This is a genomic window from Devosia sp. (assembly GCF_028290435.1).
Taxonomy (GTDB): Bacteria; Pseudomonadota; Alphaproteobacteria; order Rhizobiales; family Devosiaceae; genus Devosia.
On record NZ_JAQGJV010000054.1, the window covers coordinates 39,198 to 57,042 of the forward strand.

Annotated in this window: 22 protein-coding genes and 1 tRNA gene; 6 read left to right on the forward strand and 17 right to left on the reverse strand. The window is 62.8% G+C overall.

Translation table 11 applies throughout. The features are described 5' to 3' along the window. Positions 1–41 precede the first annotated feature (41 nt). The 11 genes from trpA to JWP26_RS12655 form a co-directional block, all read right to left on the reverse strand. Entirely contained in the window at positions 42–866 is an 825-nt protein-coding gene (gene trpA / locus JWP26_RS12605) for a tryptophan synthase subunit alpha (protein WP_299727976.1), read from the reverse strand. Next, entirely contained in the window at positions 866–2,080 is a 1,215-nt protein-coding gene (trpB, locus tag JWP26_RS12610; RefSeq protein WP_299727979.1) for a tryptophan synthase subunit beta, read from the reverse strand. Before trpB ends, trpA begins: the two co-directional genes overlap by 1 nt. 59 nt (positions 2,081–2,139) lie before the next feature. After that, positions 2,140–2,787: a phosphoribosylanthranilate isomerase gene (locus JWP26_RS12615; protein ID WP_299727982.1), complete on the reverse strand. Its 648-nt coding sequence runs from the start codon at positions 2,785–2,787 to the stop codon at positions 2,140–2,142. Between the two features lie 36 nt (positions 2,788–2,823). Beyond that, positions 2,824–3,186, reverse strand: coding sequence for a DUF1049 domain-containing protein (locus JWP26_RS12620; protein ID WP_299727985.1), 363 nt, complete (start codon positions 3,184–3,186; stop codon positions 2,824–2,826). Positions 3,187–3,216: 30 nt separating this feature from the next. Beyond that, positions 3,217–3,498: an integration host factor subunit beta gene (locus tag JWP26_RS12625; RefSeq protein WP_299727988.1), complete on the reverse strand. Its 282-nt coding sequence runs from the start codon at positions 3,496–3,498 to the stop codon at positions 3,217–3,219. A gap of 36 nt (positions 3,499–3,534) precedes the next feature. Beyond that, positions 3,535–4,494 (reverse strand): signal peptide peptidase SppA, encoded by a 960-nt coding sequence (gene sppA, locus JWP26_RS12630; RefSeq protein ID WP_299727991.1) that lies wholly within the window; start codon positions 4,492–4,494, stop codon positions 3,535–3,537. Positions 4,495–4,557: 63 nt separating this feature from the next. Then, positions 4,558–4,887 (reverse strand): BrnA antitoxin family protein, encoded by a 330-nt coding sequence (locus tag JWP26_RS12635; RefSeq protein WP_299727994.1) that lies wholly within the window; start codon positions 4,885–4,887, stop codon positions 4,558–4,560. 1 nt (position 4,888) lies between these two features. Further along, on the reverse strand, positions 4,889–5,158 hold the full coding sequence (locus JWP26_RS12640) for a BrnT family toxin (RefSeq protein ID WP_299727997.1): 270 nt from the start codon (positions 5,156–5,158) through the stop codon (positions 4,889–4,891). A gap of 48 nt (positions 5,159–5,206) precedes the next feature. Beyond that, on the reverse strand, positions 5,207–5,713 hold the full coding sequence (locus JWP26_RS12645; protein ID WP_299728000.1) for a GNAT family N-acetyltransferase: 507 nt from the start codon (positions 5,711–5,713) through the stop codon (positions 5,207–5,209). Between the two features lie 70 nt (positions 5,714–5,783). Further along, the gene (rpsA, locus tag JWP26_RS12650; RefSeq protein WP_299728003.1) at positions 5,784–7,514 is read right to left on the reverse strand and encodes a 30S ribosomal protein S1; all 1,731 of its coding nucleotides are present in this window, start codon (positions 7,512–7,514) and stop codon (positions 5,784–5,786) included. Positions 7,515–7,693: 179 nt separating this feature from the next. Then, on the reverse strand, positions 7,694–8,338 hold the full coding sequence (locus JWP26_RS12655; RefSeq protein ID WP_299728006.1) for a d(CMP) kinase: 645 nt from the start codon (positions 8,336–8,338) through the stop codon (positions 7,694–7,696). 194 nt (positions 8,339–8,532) lie between these two features. On the opposite strand from JWP26_RS12655, the gene JWP26_RS12660 reads away from it, so the two are divergent. Both JWP26_RS12660 and JWP26_RS12665 read left to right on the forward strand, forming a co-directional pair. Beyond that, positions 8,533–8,943, forward strand: coding sequence for a TIGR02300 family protein (locus JWP26_RS12660; protein WP_299728009.1), 411 nt, complete (start codon positions 8,533–8,535; stop codon positions 8,941–8,943). Positions 8,944–9,140: 197 nt separating this feature from the next. Continuing rightward, a tRNA-Ala gene (locus tag JWP26_RS12665) sits at positions 9,141–9,216 on the forward strand. Between the two features lie 68 nt (positions 9,217–9,284). On the opposite strand, the gene JWP26_RS12670 is transcribed toward JWP26_RS12665, so the two are convergent. Further along, positions 9,285–9,629 carry a hypothetical protein gene (locus tag JWP26_RS12670; protein ID WP_299728012.1) on the reverse strand — a complete coding sequence of 115 codons (345 nt, stop codon included), beginning with the start codon at positions 9,627–9,629 and terminating at the stop codon, positions 9,285–9,287. Between the two features lie 136 nt (positions 9,630–9,765). On the opposite strand from JWP26_RS12670, the gene JWP26_RS12675 reads away from it, so the two are divergent. The 3 genes from JWP26_RS12675 (at position 9,766) to JWP26_RS12685 (ending at position 12,929) form a co-directional block, all read left to right on the forward strand. Continuing rightward, the gene (locus JWP26_RS12675; RefSeq protein WP_299728015.1) at positions 9,766–10,917 is read left to right on the forward strand and encodes a winged helix-turn-helix domain-containing protein; all 1,152 of its coding nucleotides are present in this window, start codon (positions 9,766–9,768) and stop codon (positions 10,915–10,917) included. A gap of 333 nt (positions 10,918–11,250) precedes the next feature. Then, positions 11,251–12,558, forward strand: a complete 1,308-nt coding sequence (gene pncB, locus JWP26_RS12680; protein WP_299728018.1) for a nicotinate phosphoribosyltransferase — start codon at positions 11,251–11,253, stop codon at positions 12,556–12,558. 125 nt (positions 12,559–12,683) lie between these two features. Next, on the forward strand, positions 12,684–12,929 hold the full coding sequence (locus tag JWP26_RS12685) for a hypothetical protein (protein ID WP_299728021.1): 246 nt from the start codon (positions 12,684–12,686) through the stop codon (positions 12,927–12,929). Here JWP26_RS12685 and JWP26_RS12690 read toward each other — a convergent pair. The 5 genes from JWP26_RS12690 to tsaB all read right to left on the reverse strand — a co-directional run bounded on the left by JWP26_RS12690 (position 12,926) and on the right by tsaB (position 15,575). Next, a complete protein-coding gene (locus JWP26_RS12690) occupies positions 12,926–13,105 on the reverse strand; it encodes a hypothetical protein (protein ID WP_299728024.1) in 180 nt (59 codons plus the stop codon). The two genes, JWP26_RS12685 and JWP26_RS12690, sit on opposite strands and share 4 nt — an antisense overlap. Before the next feature lie 102 nt (positions 13,106–13,207). Continuing rightward, positions 13,208–14,014: a 1-acyl-sn-glycerol-3-phosphate acyltransferase gene (locus tag JWP26_RS12695; RefSeq protein WP_299728027.1), complete on the reverse strand. Its 807-nt coding sequence runs from the start codon at positions 14,012–14,014 to the stop codon at positions 13,208–13,210. Continuing rightward, positions 14,011–14,403: a Fur family transcriptional regulator gene (locus tag JWP26_RS12700; protein ID WP_299728049.1), complete on the reverse strand. Its 393-nt coding sequence runs from the start codon at positions 14,401–14,403 to the stop codon at positions 14,011–14,013. The genes JWP26_RS12695 and JWP26_RS12700 overlap by 4 nt, the downstream gene beginning before the upstream one ends. Positions 14,404–14,490: 87 nt before the next feature. Continuing rightward, a complete protein-coding gene (locus tag JWP26_RS12705) occupies positions 14,491–14,970 on the reverse strand; it encodes a GNAT family N-acetyltransferase (RefSeq protein WP_299728030.1) in 480 nt (159 codons plus the stop codon). Further along, positions 14,967–15,575, reverse strand: coding sequence for a tRNA (adenosine(37)-N6)-threonylcarbamoyltransferase complex dimerization subunit type 1 TsaB (tsaB, locus tag JWP26_RS12710; protein WP_299728033.1), 609 nt, complete (start codon positions 15,573–15,575; stop codon positions 14,967–14,969). The genes JWP26_RS12705 and tsaB overlap by 4 nt, the downstream gene beginning before the upstream one ends. A 267-nt stretch (positions 15,576–15,842) precedes the next feature. Between tsaB and lnt the strand changes: the two genes are divergently transcribed. Continuing rightward, positions 15,843–17,450 carry an apolipoprotein N-acyltransferase gene (lnt, locus tag JWP26_RS12715; protein WP_299728036.1) on the forward strand — a complete coding sequence of 536 codons (1,608 nt, stop codon included), beginning with the start codon at positions 15,843–15,845 and terminating at the stop codon, positions 17,448–17,450. Positions 17,451–17,845 lie beyond the last annotated feature (395 nt).

Consider the following 17,845-nt stretch of genomic DNA (forward strand, 5'->3'; position numbering starts at 1 on the left):
CTTGATGGGGGAGGTAGGAGGGGGTAATGCGGTGGCCGGACTTACGCCCGCGCCCGCTTCACGCCCGCCGCCAGATCGGCGACCAGGTCGCGCAGAGCGCCGACCGTCTTGTCCGTCGGCTTGCCGTCGAGCAGCGAATTGCCCACCGTATCGACCAGGACCGAACCCACCGCGATGCCATCGGCATGGCGGCCGATATCGGCGGCGTCATCGGCGGTCTTGATGCCGAAACCCACCACGATGGGCAGATCGGTATGACCCTTGATGCGCGCAACGGCATCACCCACCGCGCCGCGCGACTTGATCGCAGCGCCGGTGACGCCATTCATCGACACGTAATAGACAAAGCCCGACGTGTTGTTGAGCACGACCGGCAGGCGCTGATCATCAGTGGTGGGTGTAGCGAGACGGATGAAGTTGATGCCGACCGCCATGGCGGGCAGGCACAGCTCGTCATCTTCCTCGGGCGGCAGATCGACCACGATCAGGCCATCGACGCCGGCCTGCACTGCAGCCGTCAGGAAGGCGTCGACTCCCATGGAATAGATCGGGTTGTAATAGCCCATCAGCACGATGGGGGTCGTGGTGTCCTTGCGGCGGAAATCCTCGACCATGGCGAGCACGCCGCGCAGCGTCTGCCCGGCCGCGAGCGCGCGCTGGCCAGCACGCTGGACCGAGACGCCGTCGGCCATGGGATCGGAAAAGGGCATGCCCAATTCGATGATATCGGCCCCGGCCTGCGGCAGCATATCGAGAATGGCCTGGCCGGTGGCTTGATCCGGATCGCCGGCCATCACATAGGCGACGAGCGCGGGACGGTTCTGGGCTTTGAGCGCAGCAAAACGGGTGGCGATACGGGTACTCATTACTTCAACAATCCCAAATACTTGCCAACACTTTCGACATCCTTGTCGCCGCGACCCGACAGGCACAGCACGATCGACTGGTCCTTGCCCATGGTCTTGGCGACCTTCATCAGCAGCGCCAGGCCATGCGCCGATTCCAGCGCCGGAATGATGCCCTCGAGCTTGGTGCAGAGCTGGAACGCTTCCAGCGCCTCGTTATCGGTGATCGGCGCATAGGTGACGCGCTTGGTATCGTGCAGGAACGAATGCTCGGGGCCGACGCCGGGATAATCCAGACCCGCCGAAATCGAATGGCCTTCGAGGATCTGACCGTCCTTGTCCTGCAGCAGATAGGTGCGGTTGCCATGCAGCACGCCGGGACGACCGCCGGTCATGGAGGCGGCGTGGCCGTTTTCGACATCGATGCCGTGCCCACCCGCTTCCGCGCCATAAATGGCAACCGAAGCATCATCGAGGAAGGCATGGAAGGTGCCGATGGCATTGGAGCCACCGCCGACGCAGGCAACCACCGCGTCGGGCAGCTTGCCCTCTGCCTTGTGGAACTGTTCCTTCAACTCGGTGCCGATGACCGACTGAAAATCGCGCACCATTTCCGGATAGGGATGCGGGCCGGCCGCGGTGCCGATCAGGTAATAGGTGGTGTCGACATTGGTGACCCAGTCGCGCAGCGCCTCGTTCATGGCGTCCTTGAGCGTGCCGGCGCCCGCGGTAACGGGGCGCACTTCGGCGCCCAGCATCTTCATGCGCAGCACATTGGGCATCTGCCGTTCGACGTCGGTGGCGCCCATGAAGATGGTGCAGGGCAGGTCGAACTTGGCGCAGACGGTGGCCGTGGCCACGCCATGCTGGCCGGCGCCGGTCTCGGCGATAACGCGGGTCTTGCCCATGCGCTTGGCGAGCAGGATCTGGCCCAGGCAATTGTTGATCTTGTGGCTGCCGGTGTGGTTCAGCTCCTCGCGCTTGAACCAGACCTTGGCGCCACCGAGCTGCTCGGTGATGCGCTTGGCGTAGTAAAGCGGGCTGGGGCGGCCGGCATAGTTGATCGACAGGTCGCTGAGCTCGGCCTTGAATTCCGGATCGAGCTTGGCGGCGCGATAATGGGCTTCGAGATCCAGGATCAGCGGCATCAGCGTTTCGGCGACGAAGCGGCCGCCGAACTGGCCGAAATTGCCGGCCTCATCGGGGCCGTTGCGCAGGGAATTGGTGCCGTCCATATGCTTAGCCTAACCTTGATTGCGGCCGCTTCCGGCCACGAGGCCAGGAACGGACTGCGCTATTGAGCCGCCCGCGCGTTGCGGATGAAGGCTTCGATCAGCCGCCTGTCCTTGACGCCCGGCGCCGTTTCCACGCCCGAGGACACATCGATCCCGAAGGGACGGACGGTGCGGACCGCTTCGGCGACGTTATCGGGCGTCAGGCCCCCGGAAAGCATGAAGTCGAGAGCGGGGTCAAGCGCCTTGAGCAGCGACCAGTCAAAGCTTTCCCCCAGCCCGCCGGGCCGATCGGCGCCCTTGGGCGGCTTGGCATCGAGCAGGATGCGGTCGGCAATCTCGGCGAAATCGGCCACATGGGCGACATCCTCGGCCCCGCCGATCGGCAGGGCCTTCATGATCTCGACGCCGGCTTCGGCCCGGATGGCCTCGACGCGGTGGGGTGTTTCGGGGCCGTGTAACTGGATCCAGTCGGGCCCGAGCGCCGCGATCTCGGCAACGCAGGAATTGTCGGGATTGACCAGCACCACGCAGGTTTGCACCCGGCCGCGCGCTTCGGAGATGAGGCTGGCCACCTCCTCGATGGTGACGTGGCGGGGGGAACGCACGAAGTGCATGAACCCCACCATATCGGCGCCCGCTTCGATCGCGGCCTCCAGCATGTCCGGCGTTTTGATCCCGCAGATTTTGATAATCAGAGGTTCGGCCATGGGGAGGTCAGGCTCGTGGGGTTGGAGAATGGGGGATCATCGCAGTTCCAGCAGGTCGTCGACTTCGCTCAGCGAGCCGCCGGCGGGCTGCGACTGGCTGCGGCGCAGGGCTTCGAGTTCGCCATTGAGCATCTGCGCCTCGCGCCGCCAATGGCGCTCGCGCTGGCGATGCAGGCTCTGGGCGAACCAGGTGGCAGTGCCGCCCAGCAGCACGCCGACCAGCAGCACCACATAGAGCACGAGGAACAGCGGCACCCCGTAGCCGGGTTGCTGCAGCGCTTCGGGCGCCACGAAGGGATTGAAATTGAGCGCCACGAACTGGCGGTTCGCCAGGGCAAAGACGATCAGCAGCGCGCACAGGGGCACCAGGACCAACCAGCCGACGATGCGCTTGACCATTCGTTACAGTGCCTTAATCGCCGAGCGCCGCTATTCGCGGTTCAGCCGCTCGCGGATTTCTTTGCCGGCCTTGAACTGGGGGACGTATTTTTCGCCAACATCGACCTGCTCGCCGGTGCGCGGATTGCGGCCGACGCGGGCCGGACGGTTCTTGACCGAGAAGGCGCCGAAGCCGCGCAGTTCCACGCGGTCGCCGCGCGCCATGGCATCGCCGACCTCATCGAGGATCGCATTGACGATGTTTTCGATGTCGCGCTGAAACAAATGCGGATTTTCGGCCGCCAGCTTTTCGACGAGTTCGGATTTGATCATCGCCTACTCCGGTCGCATACGTATAGAGCCCCTCGCTCAGAACGCCGAGCCAACCTGCCAAAGCGAAACCAGCCCGTCAAGCGTGATGGGGCCCGCAGCGGGTAATCCGAGCACCGAACGGGCCTGTCCGTTGGCAAAATTGGCCAACCAGCCAAAACCTTGCGCCGGCTCAGGATAAACCGTGATCACTTTGAGATCGGCCGGAACCTGGCGATCCGCCTCGAGCCAGGCGACAGCCTCAAGCTCGCCGCCGATCTGGTCGATCAATTTTGTCGCCAGGCCCATGCGGCCGGTCATGATGCGGCCATCGGCGAGCGCCAGCGCTTCGGGACGGGTCAGGCCACGCCGTTCGGCCACCACATCGACGAACCACTGGAAGCTGTCATCGACCAGGGCGGCGATCGAGGCGCGGGGGGCGCCCTCCATCGGCTCGTCGAAATCGGGCTCGGCCTTGAGCGGGCCGGAAGCGACCTTGTCGAAATCCACCCCGATGGTGTCGAGCAGCTTGCCGGCATTGACATGCTGGTAGAGCACGCCGATCGAGGCGACGATGGACAGGCGGCGGGCAAAAATCTGGTCGGTGGCGATGGCAGTCACATAGGCGGCCGAAGCGCCGAGTTCCTTGATCACCGCGACGACGGGCTTTTTGGCGCGGAGCTGGCCGAGGGCTTCGTAGAGCTCCTCGCCGCCGGCCGTGGTGCCGCCGGGCGAATTGATGGCGACTATGACGGCCTTGACGCTGTCGTCCTCGGCGAGGTCATTGATGGCGGCCAGCCGGGCGGGATCGGTGGAGATGGTGCCATCGACGACGAGGCGGGCAATGTGGTCGCCCACGGGGGTATTGGAGAAGGCGAAGCGACCGAGCAGCGCCAGGACCGCGATAGCGAGCGCGACGAAGGCCAGCACGCGCCAGAAACCGCGCGAGCGGCGATAGGTTTCGGCGGCGACGACGCCATGGGCGTCAATAGGGCGAGCAGGGTCGGGCTGATCGGTCACGGGCGCCTCGCGGAACTAGGTGTGCTGGAGGTAGCCCCGCCTCAGCGGTTTTGCAAGGCGGCGTCAGGGCGCCTTCTTGGCCGCCCGGCGCTCCTGGGTCACCACATAAGCCCGCAGCGCCTTGTTGATGTCGGTCTGATAGCCCTTGCCGTCCTTGGCATGGCGCTTGAACCAGTCGAGGATATCGGCGTCGAGCCGGATGGTCAGTTGTTCCTTGAGGGCACGGGCATAATAGGGGTTGCGGATACCGTTTTTCCAGGCCTCCTCACTCAGCACTGGAATATCGGACGTGTCGATGTCCTCGTCGCGCATGTTGGCCAGCGCTTTCAGACGCTCAATTTGTTCGTCCGTGAGGGGGGGTGGATTGAGGAGGTCCAGTTCGTAATAAACCATCTCAGGAGCCTTCGTATCGCTCCGCTTTCCGGGCAGAGATGATACGGATGAACTCTTCGCCGCTTTCCTCGTCCGCCGTGGTGTGCGCGACGACAAGGAGCCTGAAGTGGTCAAAGGTGCCAATGATTTGCCAGCGCTCTTCGCCATCTACGATCCTATCCTGTTCACGAATGGCTAGCGGATCCAGAAAAACGCGGGCAGCGTCCTCGAACGCAACGCCGTGCTTACGCAAATTACTTGCGGCCTTATTCGGATCCCAGCCAAATTTCACGCGTTGCCCCCTCCGCGTCAGACCCCAAATGTAACTACAAAACTGTAGCTACACAAGCGGCTTTACCATGAAGCGGGCTGCCGCCTCATAGCTCGCCAGCTTCTCCTTCAACTCGGGCACATCGACCACGCGAAAACCGTGTTTGTGCCAGAACGGCTGGGAGCTGTTGACGGCGACGAGGCTGAGATTGGGGAAGCCTTGGGCGCGGGCGTGGTTGATGATGTCGCCCACGATCATGGCGGCGGCGCCGGTGCCGCGGGCTTTGTTGAGCAGAGCTAGGTCGTGCAGGTAATAGGTTGAGGCGTGGGGCGGAATGGCGCCGAGGCGGGCATTGAGCGCCGGCAGAGATTTGAACGTCCAGGGATGGCTGATGATGTACCCGGAAGGGACGCCGCCTAGCTCCAGAAACCGCGCGCCATCGGGGTAGAGGCGCTGGCGTTCGGCGAAAATGGCGGTGTCTTCGGGGAAAGCTGGATGCACGACGGCAGCGATCGCTTCGACCGCGGGCAGGTCGAGCGTGCTCAGAGCCCGCCAGTGAATGCCGCGATGATCCATATGCCCCAGCTTCTACAAAAAAGCCCGCGCTGAACAGCGCGGGCTCGATTCACATGATCGGCAACCAGGATTACTTCTGGTCGCGATCCTTGAGGGCGGCGCCCAGGATGTCGCCCAGCGATGCGCCCGAATCGGACGAACCGTAGTTGGCGACCGCTTCCTTTTCCTCGGCGATTTCGAGCGCCTTGATGGAGAGGGAGATGCGGCTGGTCTTGCGATCGTACTGGACGACGCGGGCGTCGACCTTTTCACCCTTGGAGAAGCGTTCCGGACGCTGATCATTACGATCGCGCGACAGGTCGGCCCGGCGGATGAAGGCGGTCATGTCCGAGTCGGCGATGCGCACTTCGATGCCGCCTTCGTTGACTTCGGTCACGGTGCCGGTGACGACAGAACCCTTGCGGATGCCGCCGGCGTCAGCAGTGGACTCACCCGAGGACGAAGCGGGAGCCGACGAGGTATTTTCCCCAGTCGACAGCTGCTTGATGCCCAGCGAGATACGTTCCTTCTCGACATCGACGTCGAGCACCTTGGCGGTGACCATGTCGCCGCGATTGTAGTCCTCGAGCGCGATTTCGCCCGACTTCTGCCAATCGAGATCGCTGAGGTGAACCATGCCGTCCACATCGCCGTCGAGGCCGATGAACAGGCCGAATTCGGTCTTGTTCTTGACTTCGCCTTCAATGGTGGAGCCGACGGGGAACTTCTCGGCGAAGCTTTCCCATGGGTTGGCCAGGGTCTGCTTGAGACCGAGCGAGATACGGCGCTTGTCGGGATCGACCTCGAGCACGACGACTTCGACTTCCTGGGAGGTCGAGACGATCTTGCCGGGGTGGACGTTCTTCTTGGTCCAGCTCATTTCGGAGACGTGGATCAGCCCTTCAATGCCGGGCTCGAGTTCAACAAAAGCACCGTAGTCGGTGATGTTGGTGACGCGACCGGTGAACTTGGAGTTGATCGGGTACTTGGCCTCGATGCCATCCCACGGATCGGCCTGAAGCTGCTTCATGCCGAGCGAGATACGGTGGCTCTCGTGGTTGATACGCACGATCTGGACCTTGATGGTCTCGCCGATCGTGAGCACTTCGGTCGGGTGATTGACCCGGCGCCAAGCGATATCGGTGACGTGCAGCAGGCCGTCAATGCCGCCGAGATCAACGAACGCACCGTAATCGGTGATGTTCTTGACCACGCCATCGACAACCTGGCCCTCTTCGAGCTGCTGGACGATTTCCGAACGCTGTTCGGCACGCGATTCTTCCAGGATAGCACGACGCGACACGACGATATTGCCGCGACGCTTGTCCATCTTCAGAATCTGGAACGGCTGCGGCACATTCATCAGCGGAGCGATATCGCGGATCGGACGAATGTCCACCTGCGAGCGCGGCAGGAAGGCGATGGCGCCTTCGAGGTCGACCGTGAAGCCGCCCTTGACCTGATTGAAGATGACGCCTTCAACGCGTTCGTTGTTGTTGTACATGACTTCGAGCTTGACCCAGCTCTCTTCACGACGGGCCTTTTCACGGCTGAGGACGGCTTCGCCCAGCGAGTTCTCGACGCGGTCGACATAGACCTCGACGATCGAGCCCACCTTGATGGTGCCATCACGGCCAGCCTGGCCGAATTCCTTGAGCGCGATGCGCCCTTCGGTCTTGAGACCGACGTCGATGATCGCCAGATCCTTTTCGATGGCAACCACGGTCCCCTTGACCACGGCACCTTCCAAAGGCTCATTGTCGATGAAAGAGTCCATCAACAGCGATTCAAAATCTTCTTTGCTCACAGTTTGCTGTGCCAAATTCAGTTCTCCAGAGCGCCGGTGGTTTGGGGTTGAGCCATTGCCAGAAACGGCGCCCGCCTGCTGGATTTTTCCAGCAGCCGGCGCACGAGCAAACCGTTCAGAACGGCAATGGAATTGGGTCTAGGTCCGGCCTGGTCGCTGGGTGACCGCGAGGAACGAAAGCCGCAAGGAGGAAATTAGAGGCTAGCCTCTGCCTTGCGCGCCATGGTCCCATCGACAATCGCGATGGCGGCACGGAGTGCGGCTTCTATATCGAGAAGCGTGGTGTCGAGCAAGTGCGCGTCATCCGCTTTATAAAAGCCGCCATTGGGATTGGCCATGTCACGGGCGTCCCGCTCTTCTATCTGGTGATAGAGGGCGTATCTGTCAACGGCAACGCCGCGCGCTTCGAGCTGACGGGCGCGGCGTTCCATGCGCGATTTGCTATCGGCCTGGATGAACAGTTTGACGTCGGCCTCGGGACAGATGGTCGTTCCGATATCGCGCCCGTCGAGCACAGCGCCGTTGTCCTGCGTGGCGAATTCGCGCTGATAGTCGAATAGCGCGCGCCGCACGGCGCCAATGACCGCGACCTTGGAGGCCAGGGTGCCAATCTTGGCGCTGAGCAGGAATTCGGGATCGATATCGCCTTCGTCGAGCGTCTGCGCCGCCGCGATGGCGCGCTCCTCGAATTGTTCGCTGTCCTCATAGGCTTCCACCGCCCGGCCGACGGCGCGGTAGAGCAGGCCGGTATCGAGATAGGGCAGGCGATAGTGCCGGGCCAGTCCGCTGGCCAGCGTGCCCTTGCCCGACGCGGCGGGTCCATCGACAGCGATGATCATCGCGTGGCCTCCATCACATTTGGGGCGGACCTATCACGGAGCCGTGCGCTAACGCCACTCCCCAGTTTGGTGCAAGGCAGCGTTGCCGGGATGGCGCCGGGCATTTTCGGTTTGACAGGGTTCTGGTTTCCCCCTAACCGGACTGACCGAAGCGGGCCCCGCCCGCCATGAAATCTACGATATAAGGAACCTCGATGGCCAGTTCCGACCGCGGCACCAAACGCACAGACCCTGAGACGGGTAAGAAATTTTATGACCTGGGGAACGACCCTATCGTTTCCCCCTATACCGGCAAATCCTATCCGCGCTCGTATTTCGAGACGGTAGCAGCCGCCAAGCCCGCCCCCGCCATCGTCCGCAAGGTCGCTGACGAGGAAGACGAGACGGAAGAAGAAGAGGAAGTCGAAGACGTCGCAGCGCCCGAGATCGTGTCGCTGGAAGACGCCGATGCCGAAGAATCGGGCGAGGAAGAAATTCCCGATACCGAGGATGTCGATGTCGAAGTCGACGAAGAGCTGGCCGACGACGAGGAAGACGTGTTCCTCGAGGAAGAAGACGATGACGACGACCTCGCCTTCGACGTTGGCGGCGACGACGACCGCTGATTCATAACGATATTTCCCCGGTTTGAGGCTCAAACCGGGGAAATAAAAAAGTGTCAAATAGGCACTTGCGTGTGCGGGAAGCCTACACTAGGTTGCGCCACGCTTCGGCAGGGAAACTTCCCCCGAAGACGCACTAGAACGCCGCAAGGTTATCGCGAAAAGCCGGTTTACCACCTTTTCGCACCTTACTCTGGAATGGGGCCTTAGCTCAGCTGGGAGAGCGCTTGCATGGCATGCAAGAGGTCAGCGGTTCGATCCCGCTAGGCTCCACCAATTCCTTCTCACCCTGAGATCGCGATGACAACGGGCACTGCCTGGTGCAGCGTCCTGTTGTGTTGAGATTACCCCGCGCGGCGGGCCATGATCCTGGCGCTGAGCCAGCCGAGGGCCAGGCCGACGGCGGCGCCGGCGAATTTGGCGAGGGCGTCGGCTTCGCGGCCGTGGCGGTCGGGGCGAAGGTTTTGCAGCAGTTCCAGCCCAAAGGTGGCGCAGACCACTACCAGCACGGCCCACCAGATGTGTTTGGGATAGGCCAGGGCAAACAGGTAGCCCACAATCAGGAACGCCACGGCGCGTTCAAATTGCGGCGGGGCGCCGCTGACCGGGCGCAGGTCGATCGGCCCCACGGTGACGATGGCGATGACGATAAGGGCCAGCCAGGCGGCGAGAATGACGATTCGGTTCATGAGACTGTCATAGCCGCTGCGCGGGCCGGTGAAAACTGCCTGCCCTGTGGCATAGGGCGCGCTCGATTTGCAATTTGACCGGCCGGCGCATTGTCGGACAAACATCGTGCCGGCAATCCTCAATCCGAGTCGCGTCTTGGCCAGTACCAAAAAATCCCACGCCATCGACCCCGCTGTGGCCCGCGCCATCTGGCTGCGGGCGCAGCGGCTGGATGCCTCCGCGCCGTTCGGCCAGGGGCCGGAGGCGACGCGGCTGGCGGTCGAGCATCTGGGTTATGTGCAGATCGATACCATCAATGTGATCGAGCGCTGCCATCATCACATCCTTTATTCCCGCATTCCGGACTATCGGCGCGTGCACCTGAGCCAGGCGCAGTCGGTGGACAAATCGGTGTTCGAATACTGGACCCATGCGCTGGCCTATGTGCCGACGCGCGACCTGCGGTTTTTCCTGCCGGCGATGAAGGCCTATCGGGCCAAGGACGGCGGCTGGTATGGCAGCGTCACCCCGGCCGAAATCAAGAAGGTGCTCAAGCGCATCAAGACCGACGGGGCGCTGTCCATTCGCGATATCGACGACGACGAACTGGTGGAAAAGGATCATCCCTGGGCCAGCCGCAAGCCATCCAAGCGGGCGCTGCAACTGGCGTTCTATCAGGGGCTGGTGGCGATCAGTGCCCGTCAGGGCATGCTCAAGAGCTACGAGCTGATGGAGCGCCATTTCGGCTGGGACAAGGCGCCCAAGCCGCCGAGCGCCAAACAGGTGGCCGAGTATCTGCTGGAGCGGGCGCTGACATCGCAGGGCGTGGTGTCGTTGGATTCGATCTGCCATCTCGATGCGCCGAGCAAGGGCGCGGTCAAGGCGCTGATCGACAGCCGGGTGCGGCGCAAGCTGCTGGTGCCCACTCATCTGGAGTCTGCGCCAAAAGTGCAGCATTGGGTGGCGCCAGAGGTTCTGGAGGCGGTGCATGCGCCGGCGGAACTGGTGCATATCCTTTCGCCGTTCGATCCCCTGATCATCCAGCGCAAGCGGCTCGCTGCATTTTTCGGCTATGACCATATTTTCGAGGCCTATGTGCCGGCGGCCAAGCGCAAACTGGGCTATTTCGCCCTGCCGGTGCTGGTGGGTGATCGCATCGTCGCGGCGCTGGATTTGAAGACGGATCGGGCAGCGGGCAAGCTGCTGGTGCAGAAGTGGACGTGGCTGGAGGACGAGAGCGCGGAGGTGAAAGCGGCGATCGAGGACGAGCTGGGACGGTTCGAGCGGTTTCAGTTGGGTCGGGAGTAATCCTCCGGCTTCCGAGAACACCCCCTCCTACCTCCCCCATCAAGGGGAGGTTTCTCTCCACTCCGTGAACTCGATTGTGCCCCAACCACCGGCAGACACCTCCCCCTTGATGGGGGAGGCAGGGAGGGGGTGACGGTTTAGCCACCATACTCGGACTAACATCCCCCATACCTTTGATCCCTCCCCGCGAAGGGGAGAGAGACGACTGCAACTCATCAGCCGCAAAACCTTGAACCCCTGAATCCCAACCGAACGGTTCTACCCCTTCCGCACCTTTCCATCATGGCTTCAGCACGCTAAAAGCGTGGCGCATTTTTAAGCGGGTGAGTGCCGATGGCGACGTATACCGATATTGCCCGGCGGGTTTACAACCACACCTGGAAGCTCGATCCGATCGTGCGCAGCCTGCTCGATACGGACTTCTACAAGCTGCTGATGCTGCAGATGATCTGGGGGCTGTATCCCAAGGTCAACGCCACGTTCTCGCTGATCAATCGTACCAAAAGCGTGCTTCTGGCCGAGGAAATCGACGAGCACGAATTGCGTGCGCAGCTCGATCACGCCCGGACCGTGCGATTTTCCAAAAAGGAAATGATCTGGTTGGCGGGCAACAGTTTTTATGGCTCCCAGCAGATTTTCGAGCCGGGGTTTCTCAAATGGCTCGAGACTTTCAGCCTGCCCGAATACCATCTGGAAAAGCGCGACGGGCAGTTCGTGCTGGAATTCGCCGGCTCGTGGCTGGAAACCTCGATGTGGGAAATTCCGGCGCTGGCGATCATCAATGAACTGCGTTCTCGCGCGGCGATGAAACATTACGGGCCGTTCGCGCTCGACGTGCTTTATGCTCGCGCCAAAGCGAAGATGTGGGAAAAGGTCGAGCGGCTGCAAAAGCTGCCGGACCTGCGCATTTCCGACTTCGGCACGCGCCGGCGCCATTCGTTCCTGTGGCAGCGCTGGTGCGTCGAGGCGCTCAAGGAAGGCATTGGCGAGGCCTTCACCGGCACCTCCAACGTCAAGCTGGCGATGGACAATGACCTTGAGGCGCTGGGTACCAATGCGCATGAATTGCCGATGGTGCTCGCGGCCCTGTCCAAAACCGACGAACAGCTCATCGCCTCGCCCTATCAGGTGCTGCAGGACTGGGAGAGCTACTATGGCGGCAATCTCAAGATCGTGCTGCCCGATGCCTTTGGCACCGATTCGTTCCTCAAGCACGCACCCGACTGGGTGGCCGACTGGACCGGGTTCCGGCCCGACAGTGCCCCGGCCATTGAGGGCGGCGAGCGCATCATCGCCTGGTGGAAGCAACGCGGGCGCGATCCGCGCGAGAAACTGCTGATTTTCTCCGATGGGCTGGACGTCGACATGATCGAGGAAGCGTACCTGCATTTCGACGGCAAGGTGCGCATGGCCTTTGGCTGGGGCACCAACCTGACCAATGATTTCGAAGGCTGCTCGCCAGACCTTAATACCCGCCTCGATCCAATTTCGATCGTCATCAAGGTCAGCCAGGCGAATGGCCATCCGGCGGTCAAGCTGAGCGACAATCCGGCCAAGGCCACTGGTACGCCTGAAGAAATCGCCCGCTATCTGCGGCTTTTCGGCGATGCCGGCAGGGTGGAACACGCCGTCAAGGTGTGACGCGGCGAGCACAGGACGACAATATGTTCCGCTGTGGAGAACTTGTGGCCGGCATCCCCCGTTAAGGGAGCGTGAACCATCCGCGACTAGTTTTCAACGCGGGGGCTCCCACAGGAGCCGAAGCCTTGCCGCATGAATTGATCGATATCGCCGTCACCGAAAAACATGATCACCCCCACCTCAAGGGGCGGGTGACGGGGAAGGTGCGTGTGGTATTGCGCGAAAGTATCGATGGACACGACGCCAACCACGAATTGTTCATCCCGGTCTGGGCGCAATTCGCCGAGCCCAAGAGCGAGGGCGACGTGGACATGGCGCTGATGCTCAAGGCCGCCAGTATCGTGGCGCGGCTCAAGGCCAGCCTGGGCTAAAGCCCAAAGATCTGCGGCTCTTCGGGCTCGGAATAGCGGTAATGCGGAGCCTTGGCGAAACGCATGGCCTTGGCGTTGAGGACGGCTTCGTAGCGGCGCTTCTCGTCGCGCACGAACCAGGTGATGGTCCAGCCGACGATCAGCCACATCGCCAATATCTGTCCGATTACCATCATCGCCGCCTCCTGAACTCGTGCGGAGGATATAGCTAATCAAAGCTTAACGCCCAAGCGGAGGCCGTTGTTAGGCTTAACCGGTGGGGTTTTATCTTTCGGAATTCAGGCAGCGATGTCGGGAATATCGCGGCCGCGATTGAGCGCCACCAGGGTGCGCCGCACCTCGTTTTCGGCCGCCTTGCTGACCGCCTTGCGGTCGGCGCCCTCGCCCAGCGCCATCGGCGTGCCGAAGGCCACGGTGACGTCCTTGACCCCGCCCGAGAGGATTTCACGGATATTCTGCTTGAGCGACTTGGATTTGACCCAGGCAATCAAAGACCGCTCATTGCGGCTGACCGGCAGTCCCTGCAGGCGCGTATAAGCGATGGTCAGCGGCTGGATCAGCACGTCGGTGGCGCCGGCCTCGATCATGGCGATCTGGGCGGCGCCCACCAGCGCCGAGCGAAACGGCAGCACGTGGGTGCCGATATCGGACTGGCCCTCGGCAAACAGCAGCACCGCATTGCCGCCGGCCATGTGCTTGCCCATTTCGCGGCTGGTGCGGCCGGCATCGCTGCGGCGGGTGCGATCGACGAAGATGGTTTTTTGCAGCCGCGCCATCATGCCGACGAAGAACCACTCGCCCACTTCGCGCTTGGCCACGAAGGTGACATCGGCCACCGAGCCGATGGCGACGATATCGGTCCAGGAGATGTGGTTGGAGACGAGCAGCGTCGCCCGCCCGGTCGCCGGCTGGCCGATGACCCGAACGCGCAGGCCGAGGAAGACGCAGCCGACGCGGTGGAAAAAGCGGGGAATGACGTTCCAGAACGGCAGGTGCAGCGCATTGACCAGCGCTTGCGCCGGGATGACGACGATGAGCACCGGGATGTAGACGAAGACGAAAAACAGCGAGCGCAACAGCATCATGGCTTGCCGTCCTTGTCTTTTACCTCCAGCGGCACGGCATAAAGCTCGAGGCGGTGATCGACCAGGCGATAGCCCAGCTTGCGGGCGATGACGTCCTGGATGGCCTCGATTTCCTCGTTGCGGAACTCGATGACCTTGCCGCTGCGAATATCGATCAGGTGATCGTGGTGTTCATCGGGAATCAGCTCGAAGCGGGCGCGGCCGTCCTTGAAGTCGTGCTTGGTGACCAGGCCCGCCTCTTCGAACAGGTTGACCGTGCGGTAGACGGTCGACAGCGAAATGCGGTCATCGATGTCGGAGGCGCGGCGATAGAGTTCTTCGACATCGGGATGATCGGAGGCAGCCTCGATGACGCGGGCGATGACGCGGCGCTGGTCGGTCATGCGCATGCCCTTGGCGACGCAGGCTTCTTCGAGCGTCGGATCGGTCTGGCTCTTGCTCACGCGATTGCCCCAAAATGCGAACCCATGAACGGGTTATCCAAGATCGCGCGCCATGACAAGCGCGGTGGCGGCCGATCCGTCCGGGCGCGGGTAATAGCCGTTGCGGGTGCCGACGCGGGCAAAGCCTTGACCGGTGTAAAGGCGGATCGCAGCGGCGTTCTGCTCATCCACCTCAAGGAACATGCGGCGGGCCGGGGTCAGCAGCAGATCGTCGAAGGCGGCGCGCAGCAGCGCCTGGCCGACACGCTTGCCGCGCCATTTCGGATCGACCGCTATGGTCAGCAATTCGGCCTCGTCGGCGGCGTGGCGGATCAGCGCGAAACCCGCGATGCGGCGCTTGGCGTCGCAGGCCACGTAGAGCGGCGTCGACGGCTCGGTGAGAAAGCCGATGAATTCCTCACGCGGCCAGCCGCGATAGAAGCCCTTGGCATGGATGCGCGCCAGCTCGCCGGCATCATTGGACTGGCCGGGTTCGATATGCAGCCCGCCGGGAGCCATCCAGAGCTTCATCATGGCGTCAGCCTTGCAATCCGCGCCGCCGATTGCGGCTTGGCATCGGCATCGCGCACATAATCGGGTTCGGGTGGATGGAGGGCCGGGTCGGCGGCAGCGCCATAGCGCGCCACCAGAGCGATATCGACAAAAGGCGATGAGATCAGCGTGGTTCCGGGCACGATCGCGGCTTGGGCAATCATCATCGGCACGATGTCGGCTTTGCTGGTCGGCTGCCCCGGCCCGGCAAACATCTGGAAATAGGCTTCGTCGCGCCGCGCATCGAGCAGCACGGTCGAGGGGCCATTGACGGAGAGCGACAGGGCCAGCAGGCTCGGAATGCCGACGGCAGGAATGTTGCGGGCCAACGCGATGCCGCGGGCGGCGGAGAGGCCGATGCGCAGGCCGGTGAAGGAACCGGGGCCGGTGGTGACGGCGACGCGGGCGAGGTCGGGATAGGTTAGATCGTTACGCCCGAGGAGCGTCGCGATGCGGTCGAAGATCAACTCGGCGTGGCCGGTGGCGATGTCATCGATGGAGATATCGGTGGTTCCATCGGCACGCAGCACGGCCAGTTGCAGGCGCGGCGCGGCGGTGTCGATGGCGAGCGTGATGGGCAAGGACATGGCACCGCTCTAGCCCGAGTGCCGCGCGGAGTCGAGCCGGAGCGGTCGATTTGGGGCCCGTTCACCTCTCCCTTTGGGGGAGAGGTCGGCGCGCAGCGACGGGTGAGGGGGCCTTCCCCTCGCACATCACCCAGTAAAGGCCCCCTCACCCGACCCAAGTGGGTCGACCTCTCCCCCAAAAGGAGAGGTGAAGGGCCGCCTTGACGCCCCTGCCCCCGACAGCGAGTTTGCCAAGATGCATTCTGATTCGCTTTGGGCTTCCGCGCCATGACCTGGCTGGCTGAAACCGCCATGCTCAGCCATGGCTGGCGGCGTTTCCTGCTGCTGGTGATTGCCGGCGCGATCGCGGCGCTATCGATCGCGCCCTGGTTCATCCTGCCCGCGATCTTCATCACCTTCCCGATCTGGGTGTGGTGCCTTGACGGCGCCGAGCGCCGGCGCGGCTGGCGCCTAGTCTTCGGGCCGGCATTCAATATCGGCTTCGCTTTCGGCTGGGGCTATTTCACCGTGGCCTTCCACTGGCTGGGCGCTGCTTTCTTCGTCGAAGGCGGGGTGATGATCGCGTTGATGCCGTTCGCCATCCTGGCGCTGGCAGCGCTGATCGCGTTTTTCTGGGGCCTGGCGAGCGCGGCGGCGCATCTGTTTTGGTCCAATGGCGCCTGGCGCATCGTGACGCTCGCGACCTTCGTCACCATCGCCGAATGGGCACGGGGCCATGTGCTGACCGGGTTTCCGTTTGATCTGCTGGGCTATTCGCTGACCGGTACCGATGAGCTGATGCAGCTCGCCTCGGTGATCGGCGTCTATGGGCTGACGCTGTTGGCGGCGCTGCTGGCGATGACGCCGGCGCTCATCTGGCCGGCTGACGGACGGACCCTCAGCCGCCGCCTGTTCCCGTTTTTCCTCTCCATCGCCATTTTGGCGGCGCAGCTGGGCTATGGTTTTAACCGGCTGCGCGAGCCGGAAACGCCGGAGCGCACCGATGTGGCGATGCGGCTGGTGCAGCCGCTAATCTATGATCATGCCGACTGGAGCCATGTCGATCCGGTGGCGCTGATCGACAAGCTGCTGATGCTCTCGGAAATGCAGACCGGGCCGGACGACAAGGGGCTGGCCGATATCACCCAATTGGTGTGGCCCGAATCATCGCTGCCGTTCTTTTTGAGCCAGTATCCGGACGCGCTGGCGCGGATTGCCCGCATGTTGCCCGACACCACGACGCTGCTGGCCGGCGCTCCGCGCGAGCAGTACCAGCCCGATGGCAGCCAGGCGCCGCCGTTCAACGCGATCCTGGCCATCGACACCAATGGCGAAGTGGTGACCAGCTATGACAAGTCGCATCTGGTGCCGTTTGGCGAATTTTTGCCGTTCCAGGCGTTTTTCTCCAAGCTGGGCATCAAGCAGTTCGTGCCCGGTGCCAATGGCTGGGCCCACGGAGATGCCAAGCGCCGGCTGATGAGCCTGCCCGGCGCACCGTCGTTCCTGGCGCTGATCTGCTACGAAATCCTGTTTTCGGGTGATCTGGGTGATGCCGCCAACGCGGCCTACCTGTTCAACGTCACCAATGACGCCTGGTTCGATGGCTCGATCGGGCCGGCCCAGCATGCTCACCACGCCAGGCTGCGCGCGGTTGAGGAAGGCATGAGCCTGATCCGCGCCGCCAATTCGGGGCTGACTTTTGCCACCGATCCGTGGGGGCGCATCACCGCGCAACTGGCGCCGCAGGAAATGGCCGTGCTCGATGTCAGCCCGCGTGAGCGGCTGGCGACCACGGTGTTTGCCCAAGTGCGGTATTGGCCACTGCTGATAGCGCTGGGGCTGGGGTTGGTGATTTCGGTTGTGGCCGCGAGGGGGCGGCGGCGGAAGGGATTGTGACACGATCACCTGCCAGGAAATCGCCTTAGCTCAAGTCGTCAGCTCGAGTCGTCCCACCCACTCGGTGTCATACCGGCGCAGGCCGGTACCCATCCTGAGACGTCACCCCCAGCCGCAAGGTGGTTGTCGTGCTACTCTCGATCTGGCGGCGTGCGTCCGCATCTCGGGATGGGCCCCGGCCTGCGCCGGGGTGACACCGAGATTGGGGACGCCATGTGCCCCTTACCCAACTAATCCCCATCCCCAAAGACTCCCGCATAATCTCCCTCGATATCTCCACAATGGCTGCGGGTTCGCGACGAACGGCCGTGGGGAGTTTGGTGGGAGGGGAATGCGGTCGCGCGATCCCTGGGCCAGCGCTACGTTCGTCATCCCAGACGTGAAGGGAGGCCACG

What these genes read in the sequence shown, in the direction of transcription:
- JWP26_RS12700 (WP_299728049.1), bottom strand. Translation starts at nt 14,403, where the DNA reads ATGCGCATGACCGACCAGCGCCGCGTCATCGCCCGCGTCATCGAGGCT.
- trpA (WP_299727976.1), bottom strand. Translation starts at nt 866, where the DNA reads ATGAGTACCCGTATCGCCACCCGTTTTGCTGCGCTCAAAGCCCAGAAC.
- JWP26_RS12695 (WP_299728027.1), bottom strand. Translation starts at nt 14,014, where the DNA reads ATGATGCTGTTGCGCTCGCTGTTTTTCGTCTTCGTCTACATCCCGGTG.
- JWP26_RS12705 (WP_299728030.1), bottom strand. Translation starts at nt 14,970, where the DNA reads ATGATGAAGCTCTGGATGGCTCCCGGCGGGCTGCATATCGAACCCGGC.
- JWP26_RS12635 (WP_299727994.1), bottom strand. Translation starts at nt 4,887, where the DNA reads ATGGTTTATTACGAACTGGACCTCCTCAATCCACCCCCCCTCACGGAC.
- JWP26_RS12615 (WP_299727982.1), bottom strand. Translation starts at nt 2,787, where the DNA reads ATGGCCGAACCTCTGATTATCAAAATCTGCGGGATCAAAACGCCGGAC.
- JWP26_RS12690 (WP_299728024.1), bottom strand. Translation starts at nt 13,105, where the DNA reads ATGATGGTAATCGGACAGATATTGGCGATGTGGCTGATCGTCGGCTGG.
- lnt (WP_299728036.1), top strand. Translation starts at nt 15,843, where the DNA reads ATGACCTGGCTGGCTGAAACCGCCATGCTCAGCCATGGCTGGCGGCGT.
- trpB (WP_299727979.1), bottom strand. Translation starts at nt 2,080, where the DNA reads ATGGACGGCACCAATTCCCTGCGCAACGGCCCCGATGAGGCCGGCAAT.
- JWP26_RS12660 (WP_299728009.1), top strand. Translation starts at nt 8,533, where the DNA reads ATGGCCAGTTCCGACCGCGGCACCAAACGCACAGACCCTGAGACGGGT.
- JWP26_RS12655 (WP_299728006.1), bottom strand. Translation starts at nt 8,338, where the DNA reads ATGATCATCGCTGTCGATGGACCCGCCGCGTCGGGCAAGGGCACGCTG.
- JWP26_RS12645 (WP_299728000.1), bottom strand. Translation starts at nt 5,713, where the DNA reads ATGGATCATCGCGGCATTCACTGGCGGGCTCTGAGCACGCTCGACCTG.
- JWP26_RS12620 (WP_299727985.1), bottom strand. Translation starts at nt 3,186, where the DNA reads ATGGTCAAGCGCATCGTCGGCTGGTTGGTCCTGGTGCCCCTGTGCGCG.
- tsaB (WP_299728033.1), bottom strand. Translation starts at nt 15,575, where the DNA reads ATGTCCTTGCCCATCACGCTCGCCATCGACACCGCCGCGCCGCGCCTG.
- pncB (WP_299728018.1), top strand. Translation starts at nt 11,251, where the DNA reads ATGGCGACGTATACCGATATTGCCCGGCGGGTTTACAACCACACCTGG.
- JWP26_RS12625 (WP_299727988.1), bottom strand. Translation starts at nt 3,498, where the DNA reads ATGATCAAATCCGAACTCGTCGAAAAGCTGGCGGCCGAAAATCCGCAT.
- JWP26_RS12670 (WP_299728012.1), bottom strand. Translation starts at nt 9,629, where the DNA reads ATGAACCGAATCGTCATTCTCGCCGCCTGGCTGGCCCTTATCGTCATC.